General features: G+C 67.6%; 14 protein-coding genes and 1 tRNA gene. 6 read left to right on the top strand and 9 right to left on the bottom strand.

The features are described 5' to 3' along the window. Positions 1-67 precede the first annotated feature (67 nt). Genes hutU through hutI form a run of 4 tightly spaced genes read right to left on the bottom strand, consistent with a single transcriptional unit; the run spans position 68 to position 5348 of the window. Entirely contained in the window at positions 68-1735 is a 1668-nt protein-coding gene (hutU, locus tag CLD20_RS06420) for a urocanate hydratase (RefSeq protein ID WP_224405767.1), read from the bottom strand. Positions 1736-1753: 18 nt separating this feature from the next. Then, complete coding sequence (gene hutG, locus CLD20_RS06415) at positions 1754-2554, bottom strand: N-formylglutamate deformylase (protein ID WP_224405766.1); 801 nt, start codon at positions 2552-2554, stop codon at positions 1754-1756. Further along, positions 2551-4101, bottom strand: a complete 1551-nt coding sequence (gene hutH / locus CLD20_RS06410) for a histidine ammonia-lyase (protein WP_224405765.1) — start codon at positions 4099-4101, stop codon at positions 2551-2553. Before hutH ends, hutG begins: the two co-directional genes overlap by 4 nt. Next, the gene (hutI, locus tag CLD20_RS06405) at positions 4098-5348 is read right to left on the bottom strand and encodes an imidazolonepropionase (RefSeq protein ID WP_224405971.1); all 1251 of its coding nucleotides are present in this window, start codon (positions 5346-5348) and stop codon (positions 4098-4100) included. Before hutI ends, hutH begins: the two co-directional genes overlap by 4 nt. Before the next feature lie 57 nt (positions 5349-5405). Between hutI and CLD20_RS06400 the strand changes: the two genes are divergently transcribed. Together CLD20_RS06400 and hutC are read left to right on the top strand one after the other, a co-directional pair. Beyond that, entirely contained in the window at positions 5406-6758 is a 1353-nt protein-coding gene (locus tag CLD20_RS06400) for a formimidoylglutamate deiminase (RefSeq protein ID WP_224405764.1), read from the top strand. After that, the gene (gene hutC, locus CLD20_RS06395; RefSeq protein WP_224405763.1) at positions 6755-7501 is read left to right on the top strand and encodes a histidine utilization repressor; all 747 of its coding nucleotides are present in this window, start codon (positions 6755-6757) and stop codon (positions 7499-7501) included. The genes CLD20_RS06400 and hutC overlap by 4 nt, the downstream gene beginning before the upstream one ends. Positions 7502-7565: 64 nt before the next feature. Here hutC and CLD20_RS06390 read toward each other — a convergent pair whose 3' ends face one another. The 3 genes from CLD20_RS06390 to CLD20_RS20360 form a co-directional block, all read right to left on the bottom strand. Next, positions 7566-7847 carry a DUF1127 domain-containing protein gene (locus CLD20_RS06390; protein WP_224405762.1) on the bottom strand — a complete coding sequence of 94 codons (282 nt, stop codon included), beginning with the start codon at positions 7845-7847 and terminating at the stop codon, positions 7566-7568. A gap of 131 nt (positions 7848-7978) precedes the next feature. Continuing rightward, the gene (locus CLD20_RS06385) at positions 7979-8548 is read right to left on the bottom strand and encodes a YgjV family protein (protein ID WP_224405761.1); all 570 of its coding nucleotides are present in this window, start codon (positions 8546-8548) and stop codon (positions 7979-7981) included. Next, positions 8545-8820 carry a DUF1127 domain-containing protein gene (locus tag CLD20_RS20360; protein ID WP_224405970.1) on the bottom strand — a complete coding sequence of 92 codons (276 nt, stop codon included), beginning with the start codon at positions 8818-8820 and terminating at the stop codon, positions 8545-8547. Before CLD20_RS20360 ends, CLD20_RS06385 begins: the two co-directional genes overlap by 4 nt. Before the next feature lie 493 nt (positions 8821-9313). On the opposite strand from CLD20_RS20360, the gene CLD20_RS06375 reads away from it, so the two are divergent. After that, on the top strand, positions 9314-10867 hold the full coding sequence (locus CLD20_RS06375; protein ID WP_224405760.1) for an alpha/beta hydrolase: 1554 nt from the start codon (positions 9314-9316) through the stop codon (positions 10865-10867). An 87-nt stretch (positions 10868-10954) separates the two neighbouring features. Here the strand turns inward: CLD20_RS06375 and CLD20_RS06370 are convergent. Next, a tRNA-Ala gene (locus CLD20_RS06370) sits at positions 10955-11030 on the bottom strand. Positions 11031-11213: 183 nt separating this feature from the next. Beyond that, positions 11214-11669: a TIGR02300 family protein gene (locus CLD20_RS06365; RefSeq protein WP_224405759.1), complete on the bottom strand. Its 456-nt coding sequence runs from the start codon at positions 11667-11669 to the stop codon at positions 11214-11216. Between the two features lie 190 nt (positions 11670-11859). Between CLD20_RS06365 and aroA the strand changes: the two genes are divergently transcribed. The 3 genes from aroA (at position 11860) to rpsA (ending at position 15788) form a co-directional block, all read left to right on the top strand. Beyond that, positions 11860-13218 carry a 3-phosphoshikimate 1-carboxyvinyltransferase gene (gene aroA / locus CLD20_RS06360; protein ID WP_224405758.1) on the top strand — a complete coding sequence of 453 codons (1359 nt, stop codon included), beginning with the start codon at positions 11860-11862 and terminating at the stop codon, positions 13216-13218. Then, entirely contained in the window at positions 13215-13874 is a 660-nt protein-coding gene (gene cmk / locus CLD20_RS06355) for a (d)CMP kinase (RefSeq protein WP_224405757.1), read from the top strand. Before aroA ends, cmk begins: the two co-directional genes overlap by 4 nt. A gap of 183 nt (positions 13875-14057) precedes the next feature. Next, positions 14058-15788, top strand: coding sequence for a 30S ribosomal protein S1 (rpsA, locus tag CLD20_RS06350; protein WP_224405756.1), 1731 nt, complete (start codon positions 14058-14060; stop codon positions 15786-15788). The last annotated feature ends 75 nt before the right edge of the window (positions 15789-15863 follow it).

Genomic DNA, 15863 nt, shown 5'->3' with positions numbered 1-15863 from the left:
ACTAGGATCGTGGCAGCTGGTAAAAAAACATTCTCATTCGGGCTTGTTGAAGACGGCGCTTCACCAACTACCCCAAAATCCCCGGCAGCTTCAGGCCCTTTTCGCGCGCGCATTCGATCGCGTCCTCGTAGCCGGCGTCCGCGTGGCGCATGACGCCCGTCGCCGGGTCGTTCCAGAGGACGCGCTCGATGCGCCGCGCGGCTTCGGGCGTGCCGTCGCAGACGATCACCTGGCCGGCATGTTGCGACCAGCCCATGCCGACGCCGCCGCCATGGTGGATCGACACCCAGGTCGCGCCCGAGGCGCAGTTGAGGAGGGCGTTGAGGAGCGACCAGTCGGAAACCGCGTCCGAGCCGTCGGCCATTGCCTCCGTCTCGCGGTTCGGCGAGGCGACGGAGCCGGAATCCAGATGATCGCGCCCGATCACCACCGGCGCCTTCAGTTCTCCCGATGCCACCATTTCGTTGAAGGCGAGGCCGAGCCGGTGCCGGTCCCCGAGCCCCACCCAGCAGATGCGCGAGGGAAGGCCCTGGAAATGGATGCGCTCCCTCGCCATGTCGAGCCAGTTGTGAAGGTGCCGGTCATCCGGCATCAGCTCCTTCACCCTGGCATCCGTGGCGAAGATATCCTCCGGATCGCCCGATAGCGCCGCCCAGCGGAACGGGCCGACGCCTCGGCAGAAGAGCGGGCGGATATAGGCCGGCACGAAACCCGGAAAGTCGAAGGCGCGCGAAAGCCCCTCCTCCTTCGCCATCTGGCGGATGTTGTTGCCGTAGTCGAGGACGGGCACGCCCTTGTCCCACCAGCCGAGCATGGCCTCCACCTGCCGGCGCATCGACTGCTTCGCCGCCTTTTCCACTGCCTCGGGCTCGCGCTCGCGTCTTTCCTCCCATTCGGCGATCGACCAGCCGGCAGGAAGATAGCCGTTGAGCGGATCATGCGCGGAGGTCTGGTCGGTCACCGCATCCGGCATGACGCCGCGCGAAAAGAGTTCGGGAAAGACCTCGGCGGCGTTGCCGAGAAGGCCGACGGAGACGGCGCGTCCTTCCGCTTTCGCCTTTTCCAGGATCGACAGCGCTTCCTCGATGCTTGCCGCCTTCTCGTCGAGATAACCGGTGCGCAGGCGCGCTTCGATACGGCTCTCCTGACATTCGACGGCGAGCATGGAAGCCCCGGCCATGGTGGCGGCGAGCGGCTGCGCCCCGCCCATGCCGCCAAGCCCGCCGGTAAGGATCCAGCGGCCGGCAAGCTCGCCGCCGAAATGCTGGCGGCCGACCTCCACGAAGGTCTCGTAGGTACCCTGAACGATGCCCTGCGAGCCGATATAGATCCACGAACCGGCGGTCATCTGGCCGTACATCATCAGCCCGGCCCGATCGAGCTTGTGGAAATGCTCCCAGTTCGCGAAGGCCGGGACGAGGTTGGAATTGGCGATCAGCACGCGCGGCGCATCGGGGAAGGTGCGGAAGACGCCGACCGGCTTGCCGGACTGGACGAGAAGCGTCTCGTCCTCTTCCAGCTCCCGCAGCGCCGCCACGATCCGGTCGAAGCTCTCCCAGTCGCGCGCCGCCCTGCCGATCCCCCCATAGACGACGAGCTCCTGGGGCCTTTCGGCAACCTCCTCGTCGAGATTGTTCATCAGCATGCGCATCGGCGCCTCGGTCAGCCAGGACTTGGCGGTGATCTCCGGGCCGCGCGGGGCGCGGATCTTTCTGGCGTTGTCGAGGCGGGTCATCTTGCTCTGCCGATCGGTTCAGGTATGGGCGGGCGCCGCAGCAGCAAGGAAGGCGGAGAGGACCTCCGTCAGGATGGTGCGCATGCGCTCGATCTTGTTGGCGTTCCAGGCGGGGGGATCCTCATCCATGTAGCCGCGGCAGGCGATCTCCATCTGAACGGCCTGCACGCCTGCCTCTGGCGCGCCGTAATGGCGGGTGATCCAGCCACCCTTGAAACGGCCGTTCACCACCGTTTCGAAACCGGAGGCGCGGCAGATATCGCCGATCGCCTGCGACACCTCCGGCGTGCAGCTCGCGCCGTCGTTGCTGCCGATGTTGAACACCGGCAGCAGCCCCTCGAAGAGGCGCGGCACGCGCGAGCGGATGGAATGGCAATCGTAAAGGAGCGCGAAGCCGTGCCGCCGCTTCACACGGCCGATCTCGCTGGCGAGCGCCGTATGGTAGGGGGCGAAATAATGCTCGCGCCGCGTCTCGATCTCCATCGGGTCCGGCTCCTCGCCGGAAAGGTAGAGCGGCCTTCCGTCGAAGGTCTCCAGCGGCACCAGCCCGGTCGTCGCCTTGCCCGGATAGAGCGAGGCGCCGGAAGGGTCGCGGTTCACGTCGATCACGGTGCGCGACATGGCGGTATGCACGATGCTCGCATCGAGATCGCGGGCGATCGGCTGGTAGAGCTTGTCGATCCACCAGTCGGTGTCCTCGATGCCGCGCTCGCGGCTGACGAGCCGCGACTCCAGCCCCGCCGGCATCGCCGTACCCGAATGCGGCATGGAAAGGATGAGGGGCGAGCTGCCGCGACCGACGCTCACGAAATCGCTCAAGGGCCTTCCTCCAGCGCGGGAAATTGTGCCTCGCCACAGGCGGTCAGCGCCGCGCCGTCGCCGATGAGTTCTGCGGCCAGCGCCAAGTCGGGCGCAAGATAGCGGTCGGCGTCAAGGGCAGGCACCGCCGCGCGCAGGCGGGCGAGGGCCCTCTGCAGGACCGGCGAGGTGGCGAGCGGGGCGCGAAACTCCACGCCCTGCGCGGCGACCAGCCATTCGATCGCGACGATGCGGGCAAGGTTGCGGTTCATCGGGATAAGCCGCCAGGCCGCATGCGCCGCCATGGAAACGTGGTCCTCCTGATCGGCGCTGGTGGGCGTCGAATCGGTCGAGCAGGGATTAGCCCGCTGCTTGTTCTCGCTCATCAGCGCGGCGGAGGTGACCTCGGCGATCATGAAGCCGGAATTGAGTCCCGGCCTCGGCGTCAGGAAGGGCGGCAGGCCGTAGGAGAGCGCCGGATTGACCAGCATGGCGATGCGCCGCTGCGCGATCGAGCCAAGCTCGGCGATGGCGAGCGCGATCTGGTCGGCGGCGAAGGCGACCGGCTCGGCGTGGAAATTGCCGCCGGAGACGATGTCGCCGGTCTCCACCATGACCAGCGGGTTGTCGGTGGCGGCGTTGGCCTCGATGACGAGCGTCTTCGCGGCCTGTCGCAGCAGGTCGAGGCAGGCGCCGGCCACCTGCGGCTGGCACCGCAGGCAATAGGGATCCTGCACCCGCTCGTCGCCCTCGCGGTGCGATTCGCGGATCTCCGACCCCGCCATCAGGGCGCGCAGGCACGCCGCCGCCGCGATCTGCCCGGGCTGGCCGCGCAGGGCATGCATCTCCGGACGGAAGGGCGCGCCCGAGCCCATCGCCGCATCCGTCGTCAGCGCCCCGGTGACGAGCGAGGAAAGACCGATCCGCCAGCCATCAAAAAGGCCGGCGAGCGCCAGCGCGGTGGAGCATTGCGTGCCGTTGATGAGGGCAAGGCCCTCCTTGGCGCCGAGAACGACTGGCGCAATTCCGGCCGCCCGCATCGCCTCGCCGCCGGGGAGAAGCTCACCCCCGTAGAAGGCCTCGCCCTCGCCGATCATCGCGGCAGCCATATGGGCAAGCGGCGCAAGGTCGCCGGAAGCGCCGACGGAGCCCTGCCGCGGCACCATCGGCGTCACGCCCTTTTCCAGCATCGCCTGCAGGCATTCCACGATCGACCAGGTCACGCCCGAGGCGCCACGCCCCAGCGAGACGAGCTTCAGCGCCATCATCAGGCGCACGATGTTGTCGGGCAGCGGCGAGCCGACACCGGAGGCATGCGAGAGGATCAGGTTTCTTTGAAGATGGGCCGTGTCCTCCGGCGCGATGCGCGTGGAGGCGAGCTTGCCGAAGCCGGTATTGATGCCGTAGACGGCCGCACCGCCGGCAGCGGCATCCGCAACGATTGCGGCGGAGCGTTCCACCGCCGCCCGGCATTCCTCCGACAGCCTTGACGCGACGCCGTCCCGGTAGATCGCCTCCAGCTCGGCAAGGCGGACGCGGCCGGGGTGAAGCGTCAATGCCGCGCTCATGCCGCCCCCGGCACGCGGCCGCCACGCATTGCGCCGCCGCGGATCGCAAGATGCAAGGGGTTGAAGCCGATCCGGTAGGCGAGCTCGGCCGGCCTCTCGATATCGAAGATCGCGAGGTCGCAATCCTTGCCGGCCGTGATGGTGCCGATCCGCTCGCCACGGCCGAGCGCCTTCGCCGCCTCGCGCGTCGCCCCGGCGAGCGCTTCCTCGGGCGTCAGCCGGAAGAGGGTGGATGCCATGTTCATGGCAAGGAGCAGCGAGGTCATCGGCGAGGTGCCGGGATTGCAGTCGGTCGCCACGGCGATTGCCACGCCCGCGTCGCGCAGCTTTGCGACCGGCGGCTTCTGCGTCTCGCCGAGAAAATAGAAGGCGCCGGGAAGAAGGACGGCGACCGTGCCCGCCTTCGCCATTGCGGCGATGCCGTCCTCGCCGAGATATTCCAGGTGGTCGGCCGAGAGCGCGCCATGACGGGCGGCGAGCGCCGCGCCGCCGAGATCGGAGAGCTGCTCGGCATGCAGCCGAATAGGCAGCGAATGCGCCTTCGCGGCTTCGAAGACCCGCGCGATCTCTTCCGGCGAAAAGGCGATCCCCTCGCAAAACCCGTCGACCGCGTCGGCGAGCCCTTCGCCCGCGACACGCGGCAGCTGCTCGCCGCAGACCGCGTCGATATAGGCGGATGTATTGCCCTCCGCTTCCGGCGGCAGCGCATGCGCACCGAGGAAGGTGCGCACGATGGCAACATCGCGCAGCGCGCCAAGCCGGCCGGCGGCGCGCAGCATCTTCGCCTCGTTCTCCGTATCGAGCCCGTAGCCGGACTTCACCTCGACGGTGGTCACGCCCTCGGCTAGGAGCGCATCAAGGCGGGACAGCGCCGAGGCCGCGAGCTCTTCCTCGCTCGCCGCGCGCGTCGCCCGGACCGTGGAGACGATGCCGCCGCCGGCGCGCGCCACCTCCTCGTAGCTCGCGCCTTCAAGCCGCATCTCCCATTCGCCGGCGCGGTTGCCGCCGTGGACGATATGCGTGTGGCAGTCGATGAGACCGGGTGTCACCCAGCGGCCTTCGGCGTCGATCAGCGTTTCGGCTTCGAGCGCCTGCATCTCGCTTTGCGGCCCGACATGCACGATCCGTCCGTCTTGCGCGGCGATAGCGCCCCGCTCCAGAATGCCGAGCGTGCCCACGCCGATTCGCGGATCGAGCGTCGCGATTCGTGCATTGCGCACGATGAGATCGACCCTGTCGGCCAACAGCCTTTCCTCGCTCGCGGCATTTGTCTATACAAATGAGAGTAAGCGAGGATGCGGCCAATGGGCAAGCTCCGTTTCGGACAGGCGCTGACCTCCGCCGGATGGGTGGAAAACGTCACGGTGGAAACCGCGCCGGACGGAACGATCGCCTCCGTAGAAGCGGGGGGCGAGGATGGCGCGACCTATGCCGGCATGGCACTGCCCGGCCTTCCCAATCTCCACAGCCACGCCTTCCAGCGCGGCATGGCCGGCCTTGCGGAACGGCGCGGCGAGGCGGCCGACAGTTTCTGGACATGGCGCGAAGTCATGTACGCCTTCCTGGAACGGCTGACCCCCGACGACGTGGAGGCGATCGCGCGAGAGGCCTTCGTGGAAATGCTGGAGGCCGGCTTCACCGCGCTCGGCGAGTTCCATTATCTCCACCACGCGCCGGGCGGCGCACCCTATGACGACCTTGCCGAGATGGCGGGCCGTATCGCCGCCGCGGCCTCAGAGACGGGGATGGGTCTCACGCTCCTGCCGGTCTTCTATATGCATGGCGGCTTCGGCGGCGCCCCGCTCGGACCCGCGCAGCAGCGTTTTGGCAACGACCCGGAGCGCTTCGCCGCCCTCCTCGATGCCTCCCGCGCGCACCTTGCCTCCCTCCCCGATGCGCGGCTCGGCATCGCGCCGCATTCGCTGCGCGCCATCACACCCGAAACGCTCGCCGAAGTGCTTCCCCTCGCGGAAGGCGGGCCCATTCATATCCACGCCGCCGAGCAGGAAAAGGAGGTCGCCGACTGCCTCGCCTGGTCCGGCGCGCGGCCGGTCGAATGGCTCCTCGCCAATGCGCCGGTCGGCCTCGGCTGGTGCCTCGTCCACGCCACCCATATGAGCCCCGCCGAAACGGAAGCGCTCGCCCGTTCCGGCGCCGTCGCCGGGCTCTGCCCGGTGACGGAGGCCAATCTCGGCGACGGGCTCTTCGACGGACGCAGCTTTCTCGCCGCCGGCGGCGCCTTCGGCATCGGCTCCGATTCCAATGTGCGGATCGACGCGGCCGAGGAACTGCGCACCCTCGAATACGGCCAGCGCCTCAGGGACCGGGAGCGCAACGTCCTCGGCAGAGCCGCAAGCTCCACCGGCCGCATCCTCTACGAAGGCGCCTGCGCCGGCGGCGCCGCGGCTCTTTCGCGCGCCATCGGCCGGATCGAGCCCGGCATGCGCGCCGACATCGTGGTGCTCGACGCGGCGCATCCGGCCCTGGCCGGAAAGGCGGGCGACGCCGCCCTCGATTCCTTCCTTTTCGCCGGCGGGCGTGAATGCATCGCCGACGTCTATGTCGGCGGCGAGAAGCTGGTGGAGGCCGGCCGCCACCGCGACCGTCAGAAAGTGCGCGCCCGCTTCTCCGCAACGATGGAAAGGCTCGTGTCATGAACCCGCCGGTGGGCAGGGCCCCGCTGAAGCTCGACGGCACTGGGCCCCTCCACGACCAGATCCGCCGCGCCGTCGCCGCCCCGATCCTCTCGGGCGTCTGGAAGCCGGGCGAGCGCGTGCCGCCCGAGATGGAACTGATGGAGGTCTTCGGGGCGTCCCGGATGACGGTGAACCGGGCGCTGCGGGCACTCGCCGATCAGGGGCTCATCGCCCGCCGCCGCCGCGCCGGCAGCTTCGTCGCCATCCGGGCCGGCGAACATGCCGTGACCTCCATCGGCGACATTCGCCGCGAGACGGAAGCGCGCGGCGAGACCTACGGCTACGAACTCCTCCTGAGGCGCGAAAGCCGGGTCTCGGCGATGATGAGCCTTGCGAGCGGCGTTTCAGCCGGCACGCCGGTCCTGCATCTCAATTGCCGCCATCTGGCCGCCGGGCGGCCCGCCGTCCTGGAGGATCGCTGGATCAATCTTGCCGTCGTTCCCGAAGCGCTTCACGGCCCTTTCGACCACGACCCGCCCGGTCCCTGGCTGCTGGCGAACGTGCCCTTCACCGAGGGCGAGCACCGCATCGCAGCCATTCGCGCCGGTGCGACGGCCGCCCGCCTCCTCGCGATGCGGCCCGACGAGCCCTGCCTTTCGGTCGAGCGCCGGACCTGGCGCGGCAAGGAGATGATCACCTTCGCAAGCTTCGTCTATCCGGGCTCCAGCCACGTTCTGTCGGGCAAGTTCTCCAGCCGCAGCTAGGCGCGTGCTTGGCGAGGCGCCGAATCGTCGGCGCCGGCGGCCGGCGGCCGGCGAATGGCCGAGATCACGACCAAGGCCCGCCCAAAAGCCGCTGGCGGTCAAGCGCTTCAGCGACATCGGCACGCATCACGCCGATATCGCGCAGGAGATAGTGTGGCATCGACAGGAGCAGCCGATAGTCCCGTCTCGCTCGCCTCGCCGTCTGCCAGCGATCGAAGGCGCGGCCGAGCCATCCGCCCACCTCGCTCACGGACGAAATGCCGCTCTCGGCGAGCAAGAGGTACGGATGGGAAATCACGCCGAGCACATGGACGCGTTCGAAGGTCTGGGCTCGCTGCATCTGCATGGTTTTTCCTCTCGGGGAGAATCCGCCGGCCGGGCACGCCGCAACCGGCAAGACGGTAACGTCACGGAGTTTTCTCTGTCAGGAGCCGGCGAGGCTCTGACGGGCGGTTCACCGGCTCCGGGTAGGGCCGCTCAGACGGCGCTTGCCGTGGGCGCTGGCAGGGCTGGCGGGCGCCACTCGATCCTGACCCGGATAAAGAGCGAGGCCAGCATCACCGCGCCCGTCGAGATGGCGCCGATATCGGCGGCAAGCGCGATCCACGCCTCGCCGATGAGATCGTGCGCAACCCAGAAGACCCCGCCGGCCAGGAGAAGAACTCGCAGCCGCACCTCGTCGATCTGCATGCGGGCGAGCGCGAGGAGGATCGTTGCAATGGCACTCAGCGCAGAGACTGGCCCCTGCCACAGTGCGAGGCAGACCAGGGCCATCAGGCAGATCAGTGCGTAGCCCAGGCGGTTCAGGGTCGCGCTTCGCGCCGAAAAGATCGCCGCAAAGGTCTGCACCGATGCCAGCAGATTGACGGCGGCGGCGACGGTGATGCCAAGACACAGATAATGCGCTGCAAAACACAACGCAGCGCCGAGCTGTGCGATCAGCACAAGCTGGCGGCTTCGGAATGCGGGAGCAGCCGACAGGCACGTGGCCGCCGCCAGACCCGTCAAGATCGCCGGCGCTTCCGGGGAAAGCAGAGCGGAGATCATGACCACGGCCTCAGATACGGACCCTGCCGATCAAGAGCCTCGGCGACATCGTCGCGCGTGAGGCCAACGTCGCGCAGCAGATAATCCGGAAGGGACAGGAGATGCCGATAGTCCTGTCTCGCTTGCCCGATCGCCTGCCATCGATCGAAGGCGCGGCCGAGCCAACCACCGACCGGGCGCAAGGCTGGGAACACGCCCGTCGCAGGCGAACGGCGGGATCTCGTGGCCGCACCGAGCCCATGAACGCGTTCAAGGGATTGAAGAGTGTGCATCTGCATGACGTTTCCTTTCGAGAATCGTTGCTTTCTCCGGGCCAGATTGCGCGGCGGAAGCCGCACGGACGGACCGGCGTTTCGAACTGTTCTTGCTTGTCTTGCTTGGTTTGGATGGCGTCCGAACTTGCGTTCCAGCGCCACTGCTCACTTCACCGGATGCGAACCGGCACCGGGGTGATCTGTCGGATCCCACAAAGACCCTGGGGAATCGCGCCACGTCGCTGCCGAGCGGCGAGCTTCTCATCCGCCCCATCCAGCCGTGTCGGCGGAACGACGGCAGAACTTCGCCCCTCGACAGCGACGTGCTGGTTCATCTTGCTCTCCGAAACATGTGGATGCCGGCAACGCCACATTCGCTCGGTCATTGGGCCGAGGGCTGGTGGCGTTCCTTTACTGGGGGCGGTGTCTGCCTCGCCCGTTGTTGTCAGCGTTGTCGGGCCAGTGGTATTGCGTTGGACGGGGCGTTGTTTTTCGAGGGTCAGGACCGCGGATGCGCCGAGATCTCGAAATCTCCCTCCTGGGCGAGTTGCGTGTCGTCTCGTTGGGAAAGGAAGTTCCGCTTCCCGCCTCCAGGAAGGCCCGCGCACTCCTCGCCTTCCTCGTCGCCACCGGCCGGCCGCATCGGCGCGAGCGCCTCTGCGAGCTCTTCTGGGACTTGCCGGACGACCCCAAGGCGGCTTTGCGCTGGGCGCTGAGCAAGCTGCGCCGGGTGGTCGACACGGATGAACGTCACCGCATCGTCGCCGATCGCGAGCGGGTCTGCTTCGACACCGCCGACGTCCACATCGACATCAGGGATATCCGTGCGCGGCTGCGCCAGCGCGACATACCGCTTCCGGTCGAGGAACTCGAAGCGATGGTCCACCGGCTCGACCCGGTGTTTCTCGACGGGCTCGACGGTGCAGGCGACGACGCCTTCGAATCATGGCTGACGGCCGAACGCGAGGATGCGAGGCTGGCGAGGATCTCCCTCCTTCGCCAGTTGGCGACCCATGCCGATCTGACGCCTCCGGCCGCGCAGAAATGGGAGCGGCTCTGGCGCAACGCCGATCCGGAAGGCGCCGAGGCATGGCCAGGCCACCCGGCTGCCGCAGACAAGAAACGCCTGTCAGGCGGCGGAGCCGCAATTGCCGTCGCAGAACGATCCGGGCTCCGGCACAGGGATCCGCCCGCCGCCAAGGCACGTGCGCGCGCCCTGCAGGCGCAAAGGATCGGCTTCTGCGAGGTCGCGGACGGGACCAAGATCGCTTATGCCACCCTCGGCACGGGCCCGCCCATCCTGAAGGCGGCCAACTGGCTCAATCACCTCGAATTCGACTGGTCGAGCCCGATCTGGGGTCGCAGCTTCGCCGAGATCGCCCGCCATCGCACTTTCGTGCGCTACGACGAGCGCGGCTGCGGCCTCTCCGACTGGGATGTGGCAAACCTCAGTTTCGACGCCTTCGTGGAGGATCTGGAGGCAGTGGTCGACAAGCTCGGCCTGGAGCGCTTCCCGCTCCTTGGGATCTCACAGGGCTGCGCGGTGTCGATCGAATATGCCGTGCGCCATCCCGAGCGCGTCACCGGCCTTGTCCTTCTCGGCGGCTATGCGGCCGGCTGGCGACATCTGGCGAGCCCGGAGGAGCAGGCGCGGCGCGAGGCGGTACTGACGCTGACGGAGGTCGGCTGGGGCACGGACAACCCCGCCTACCGGCACATTTTCTCCCAGACCTTCATGCCGGAGGCGAGCGCGGAAGATCTCGCCTGGTTCGACGAGTTCCAGCGCCAGACGACATCGCCCGCCAATGCGGCGCGCTTCCAGGACGCCTTCGGCCGTATCGACGTCCGCCACCGGCTGGCACAGGTGAAGGCCCCGACGATCGTCCTGCACGCCAAATACGATCAGCGCATCCCGCTTGAGTTGGGCCGCGCCGTCGCTTCTGGCATTGCGGACGCCCATTTCGTGCCGCTGGAAAGCCGCAACCACATCCTTGTCGACGACGAGCCGGCCTGGCAGGTCTGCTTCGAGACCGTCGGCCGCTTCATGCGCGAGAAGGGGATCTGACGGCAGAACATCGCGTCGGGCGCGACCGCCGGCGGTGCTTCACGTTGCGGGCGTCAGGCGGTCTCCGCCGGTATCCGGGAGGAAAGATGGTGGAGCCGAGGGGAATCGAACCCCTGACCTCGTGAATGCCATTCACGCGCTCTCCCAACTGAGCTACGGCCCCTGATCTTGGGATGGGCGGCCCAGAAGGGCCGGCCTCTTCGGCTCTCGCAGCCTGTAGCCTGCGGGAGCAGTTGGATCGGCCGGGGACATGTGCCCTCCGGCCGAAGCGGGCGGAAACTAGGCGCGACTTTTGCCTTTTGCAAGTCCCGCGATGCGCGTCTTTCGAACGGCCTTCTGCGGCCGCTCAGCGCTCCTCGTCGTCGTCCACATCTCCGAGGATGTCGGAAACGTCGTCATCCCCGTCCTCGTCTTCGTCGAGGAAGGTGTCGTCGTCATCCTCTTCCTCGATCTCGATGTCGCTTTCATCGATCTCGGGAACGTCGTCGTCTTCGCTGTCGTCGTCGGCGGTATCGGGACCTGCACCCTTCTCGGTGTCGGAATCCTCGTCATCGTCGTCCGCATCCTCAAGGGACACGACCTCGATGTCGATATCCTCTTCCTCCTCGTCATCATCCTCGACGACGTCTTCCACTTCCTCCTCTTCCGCCTCGGCGGCGGCAGCCTCGGCCGCCTTCTCGCGGGCCGTCCGTTCATAGACGACGCCGCAATGCGGGCAGATGATCGGATCGCGGTTGAGATCGTAATATTTCGTGCCGCATTCCGGGCAAACGCGTTTGGTTCCAAGTTCCGGCTTGGCCACTTCGCAAATCCTTGCCTGTCAGAAAATCGCCGGTCCCGATAGCCGCCGGCCCGCCCCCTGTCAAACGGCTTCTCTTGGATTGTCCCACTTGCCGCGCGGCACGGGGATGACCGCGGCCGGACAGGATGCTAACCGAAGCGCCGCGATCGGCCGGCAGGAGGCGGGCCGGCGCCCCCTGGGAACCATGCCGATGTCCGACCTTCCAGCCCGCCCGATGACTGCGCGCCCCTCCTCCGCGCTCCGTGGCCGCATCCGGGTGCCTGGCGACAAATCGATCTCCCACCGGGCTCTGATGCTCGGCGCGCTGGCGATCGGCGAAACGCGCATTTCCGGGCTTCTGGAAGCCGCCGACGTGCTTTCCACGGCCGCTGCCATGCGGGCCTTCGGGGCGAGCGTGGAGCGCAGGGGCGAGGGCCTCTGGTCGGTTAGCGGACTCGGTACGGGCGGCCTGCTGGAACCGGAGGCGCCTCTCGATTTCGGCAATGCCGGTACCGGTGCCCGCCTGACGATGGGCATGGCCGCGGCCCATCCCTTCGCCTCCACCTTTTTCGGCGACGCCTCCCTTTGCCGCCGCCCGATGGGACGGGTCCTCGATCCCCTGCGCGAAATGGGCGCGGAAGTGATCGCCCGTTCGGGCGATCGCATGCCGCTTTCGCTGCGCGGCGCCGATCCGATGGCGCCGATCGCCTATCGCGTGCCTGTCCCTTCGGCACAGGTGAAGTCGGCCGTGCTTCTGGCCGGCCTCAACATCGCCGGCACGACCACGGTGATCGAGCCGGTGCCGACCCGTGACCACACCGAGAAGATGCTCGCCGGCTTCGGCGCCGAGATCGATGTCGCGCGGGGCGAGGACGGCGAAACCGTCATCCGCCTGAAGGGCCTGCCGGAGCTGACGCCGCAAGAGGTCGAGGTGCCGGCCGATCCAAGTTCTGCCGCCTTCCTCATCGTCGCCGGACTCATCGTGCCGGAAAGCGACATCACCGTCGAAGGCGTTCTCCTCAACGAGCGCCGCACCGGCCTCCTGGAAGTGCTGGCCGAGATGGGGGCGGACATCTCGATCGAGAACGAGCGCGAGACCGGAGGCGAGCGCCTCGGCGACATCCGCGCCCGCGCCTCGCGGCTGAAGGCCGTGGAGGTGCCGCCGGAGCGCGCTCCGGCGATGATCGACGAATACCCGGTGCTCGCTGTCGCCGCCTCCTTTGCCGAGGGCGTCACGCTGATGTACGGGCTTGAGGAATTGCGCGTGAAGGAATCCGATCGCCTCGCCGCCGTCGCCGCCGGGCTCACCGCGAACGGCGTTGCCTGCAAGGAGGGCGCCGCCAGCCTCGCCGTCACCGGCGGGCGCGTGCCCGGCGGCGGCACCGTAGTCACCCACATGGACCACCGCATTGCCATGAGCTTCCTCGTGATGGGCCTTGCCGCCGAAAAGCCGGTCACCGTCGACGATGCGGCGATGATCGCCACGTCCTTTCCGGGCTTTGCCGAGCTTCTCGCCGGGCTCGGCGGCACGATCGGCGGGGCAGAGCTCACCGCGGGGGACACGAAATGAGCCGCTCCCTCGTCATCGCCATCGATGGTCCGGCCGCTTCCGGCAAGGGCACGCTGGCGCGAAGGCTCGCCGCCCATTACGGGCTGAAGCATCTCGACACCGGGCTCACCTACCGCGCTGTCGCCGCGCTTCTCCTGGAGGAAGGCGGCCTTGGCGAGAACGGCGCAAGGGCGGTCGCGGCCGCCGAGAGGCTCGACCTCGGCGCCATGGACCGCGACCGGCTCGCCGCCCACGAGATCGGCGAGGCGGCCTCCAGGATTGCCGTCATTCCCGAGCTTCGCCGCGCCCTCGTCGCCCGCCAGCGCGACTTCGCGGCCAGCCCTCCGGGGGCGGTTCTCGACGGGCGCGACATCGGAACGGTGGTCTTTCCCGACGCACCGGCGAAGCTCTTCGTCACCGCCTCGCCGGAGGAGCGCGCCCGCCGCCGCACCGACGAACTTGTCGGCCGCGGACAGGCGGTGGACTTCGATGCCGTGCTTGCCGACCTGAAGCGCCGCGACGCCCGCGACATGGAGCGGGCCGATTCGCCGCTCCGCCCCGCCGACGACGCACACTTGATCGATACCAGCGCAATGACTATAGAAGCGGCATTCCGCGCAGCTGTCGCGATCGTCGATCGAGCCGTTTCGGCCGAGAACCGGGCGAGCCCTTCCTGAAGGGTTGCGCCCTTCTGGCGTATCCCAAAAGCCTCGCGGAGCGAGCAGAGCCGTTCCTTGCCCCAAACGCCGACCGCTGATGCAGCGGGGGCCGGGACGGCCGGTTGAAACACGAACCACGGCGTTGATCCCGCGAGCGGTTTGACGAAAAGCGCGCCGCCCGGGGCCCCAACAGGAGCATTGATGGCCAGTATGCAGCAGGCTGTTCCGCAGCCGACCCGCGAGGATTTCGCGGCCCTTCTCGAAGAATCCTTTGCCGACAGCGACGTCCAGGAGGGCACGGTTGTCGAAGGTACGGTGGTGGCGATCGAAAAAGACGTCGCCCTCGTCGATGTCGGTCTCAAGGTCGAAGGCAGGGTGCCGCTGAAGGAATTCGGCGTGCGCGGCCGCGACGGCGAGCTGAAGCCCGGCGACAAGGTCGAGGTCTATCTTGAGCGCGTGGAAAACGCGCTCGGCGAGGCCATGCTGTCGCGCGAGAAGGCGCGGCGCGAGGAGAGCTGGATTCGTCTGGAAGAATCCTTCGAGAAGAACGACACCGTCACCGGACAGATCTTCAACCAGGTGAAGGGCGGCTTCACGGTCGACCTCGACGGCGCCGTGGCCTTCCTGCCGCGCAGCCAGGTCGATGTGCGCCCGGTGAAGGATGTCGGCCCGCTGATGCAGACGCCGCAGCCCTTCCGCATCCTGAAGATGGACAAGCGCCGCGGCAACATCGTCGTTTCCCGCCGTTCCGTGCTCGAGGACACGCTCGCCGAGCAGCGCTCCGAGCTGGTCGCCAAGCTGAAGGAAGGCCAGGTCGTCGACGGCGTGGTCAAGAACATCACCGAGTACGGCGCCTTCGTCGATCTCGGCGGCATCGACGGTCTCCTGCATGTCACCGACATGGCCTGGAGGCGCGTCAACCATCCTTCCGAGATCCTCTCCATCGGCGAGACCGTGAAGGTGCAGATCATCCGGATCAATCCGGAGACGTTCCGCATCTCGCTCGGCATGAAGCAGCTGGAAGCCGATCCCTGGGAAGGCATCGAGGCGAAGTACCCGGTCAGTGCCAAGTTCACCGGCCGTGTCACCAACATCACCGATTACGGCGCCTTCGTGGAGCTGGAGCCGGGCATCGAGGGCCTGATCCACGTCTCCGAGATGAGCTGGACGAAGAAGAACATCCATCCCGGCAAGATCGTCTCCACCTCCCAGGAGGTCGAGGTGATGGTGCTCGAGGTCGATCCGCAGAAGCGCCGCATCTCGCTCGGCCTCAAGCAGGCCATGCGCAATCCGTGGGAAGAGTTCGCCGAGAACCATCCGGTGGGCACGCCCGTCGAAGGCGAGGTCAAGAACAAGACCGAGTTCGGTCTCTTCCTCGGCCTCGACAACGACGTCGACGGCATGGTGCACCTCTCCGACCTCTCCTGGGACCGCCAGGGCGAAGAGGCGATGGAGGAGTACAAGAAGGGCGAGATGGTCAAGGCCGTCGTCCTTGAGGTCGACGTCGACAAGGAGCGGATTTCGCTCGGCATCAAGCAGGTGCAGGGCGATCCCTTCGCCGAGGCCGTCGAAGGCATCCGCAAGGGCGCCATCGTCACCGGCGAGGTTGTCGAGGTGAAGGACAGCGGCATCGAGGTGAAGCTCGCCGACACCGAGATGACGGCCTTCATCCGCCGCGCCGAGCTGTCGCGCGATCGCTCTGAGCAGCGCCCCGAGCGCTACGCGGCCGGCGAGAAGGTCGATGCCCGCGTCACCAATATCGACAAGAAGGCGCGTCGCATCACCCTGTCGATCAAGGCGCTGGAGATCGCCGAGGAGAAGGAGGCTGTCGCTCAGTACGGTTCGACCGACAGCGGCGCTTCGCTCGGCGATATCCTGGGTGCCGCGCTGAAGAAGCGCAACGCCGACGAGAAGGACAAGGGCGACGAATAGTCGATCCTGCCTCTGCGAGCCGTCGCGCTCGTAGAAGTTTAGCTAGGCTGAGACACAAGCCCGCGGGATTTTCCT

The organism is Afifella sp. IM 167 (assembly GCF_020144925.1).
Lineage (GTDB): Bacteria > Pseudomonadota > Alphaproteobacteria > Rhizobiales > Afifellaceae > Afifella.
Note: the sequence above shows the minus strand (reverse complement) of the source record. Positions and strands in the feature narration are given on the sequence as shown.

Coding starts and splice junctions, on each gene's coding strand:
- CLD20_RS06390 (WP_224405762.1), bottom strand. CDS start 7,847: ATGCAGATGCAGCGAGCCCAGACCTTCGAACGCGTCCATGTGCTCGGC.
- hutU (WP_224405767.1), bottom strand. CDS start 1,735: ATGACCCGCCTCGACAACGCCAGAAAGATCCGCGCCCCGCGCGGCCCG.
- aroA (WP_224405758.1), top strand. CDS start 11,860: ATGTCCGACCTTCCAGCCCGCCCGATGACTGCGCGCCCCTCCTCCGCG.
- CLD20_RS06385 (WP_224405761.1), bottom strand. CDS start 8,548: ATGATCTCCGCTCTGCTTTCCCCGGAAGCGCCGGCGATCTTGACGGGT.
- CLD20_RS20360 (WP_224405970.1), bottom strand. CDS start 8,820: ATGCACACTCTTCAATCCCTTGAACGCGTTCATGGGCTCGGTGCGGCC.
- CLD20_RS06375 (WP_224405760.1), top strand. CDS start 9,314: ATGCGCCGAGATCTCGAAATCTCCCTCCTGGGCGAGTTGCGTGTCGTC.
- hutC (WP_224405763.1), top strand. CDS start 6,755: ATGAACCCGCCGGTGGGCAGGGCCCCGCTGAAGCTCGACGGCACTGGG.
- cmk (WP_224405757.1), top strand. CDS start 13,215: ATGAGCCGCTCCCTCGTCATCGCCATCGATGGTCCGGCCGCTTCCGGC.
- rpsA (WP_224405756.1), top strand. CDS start 14,058: ATGGCCAGTATGCAGCAGGCTGTTCCGCAGCCGACCCGCGAGGATTTC.
- CLD20_RS06400 (WP_224405764.1), top strand. CDS start 5,406: ATGGGCAAGCTCCGTTTCGGACAGGCGCTGACCTCCGCCGGATGGGTG.
- hutH (WP_224405765.1), bottom strand. CDS start 4,101: ATGAGCGCGGCATTGACGCTTCACCCCGGCCGCGTCCGCCTTGCCGAG.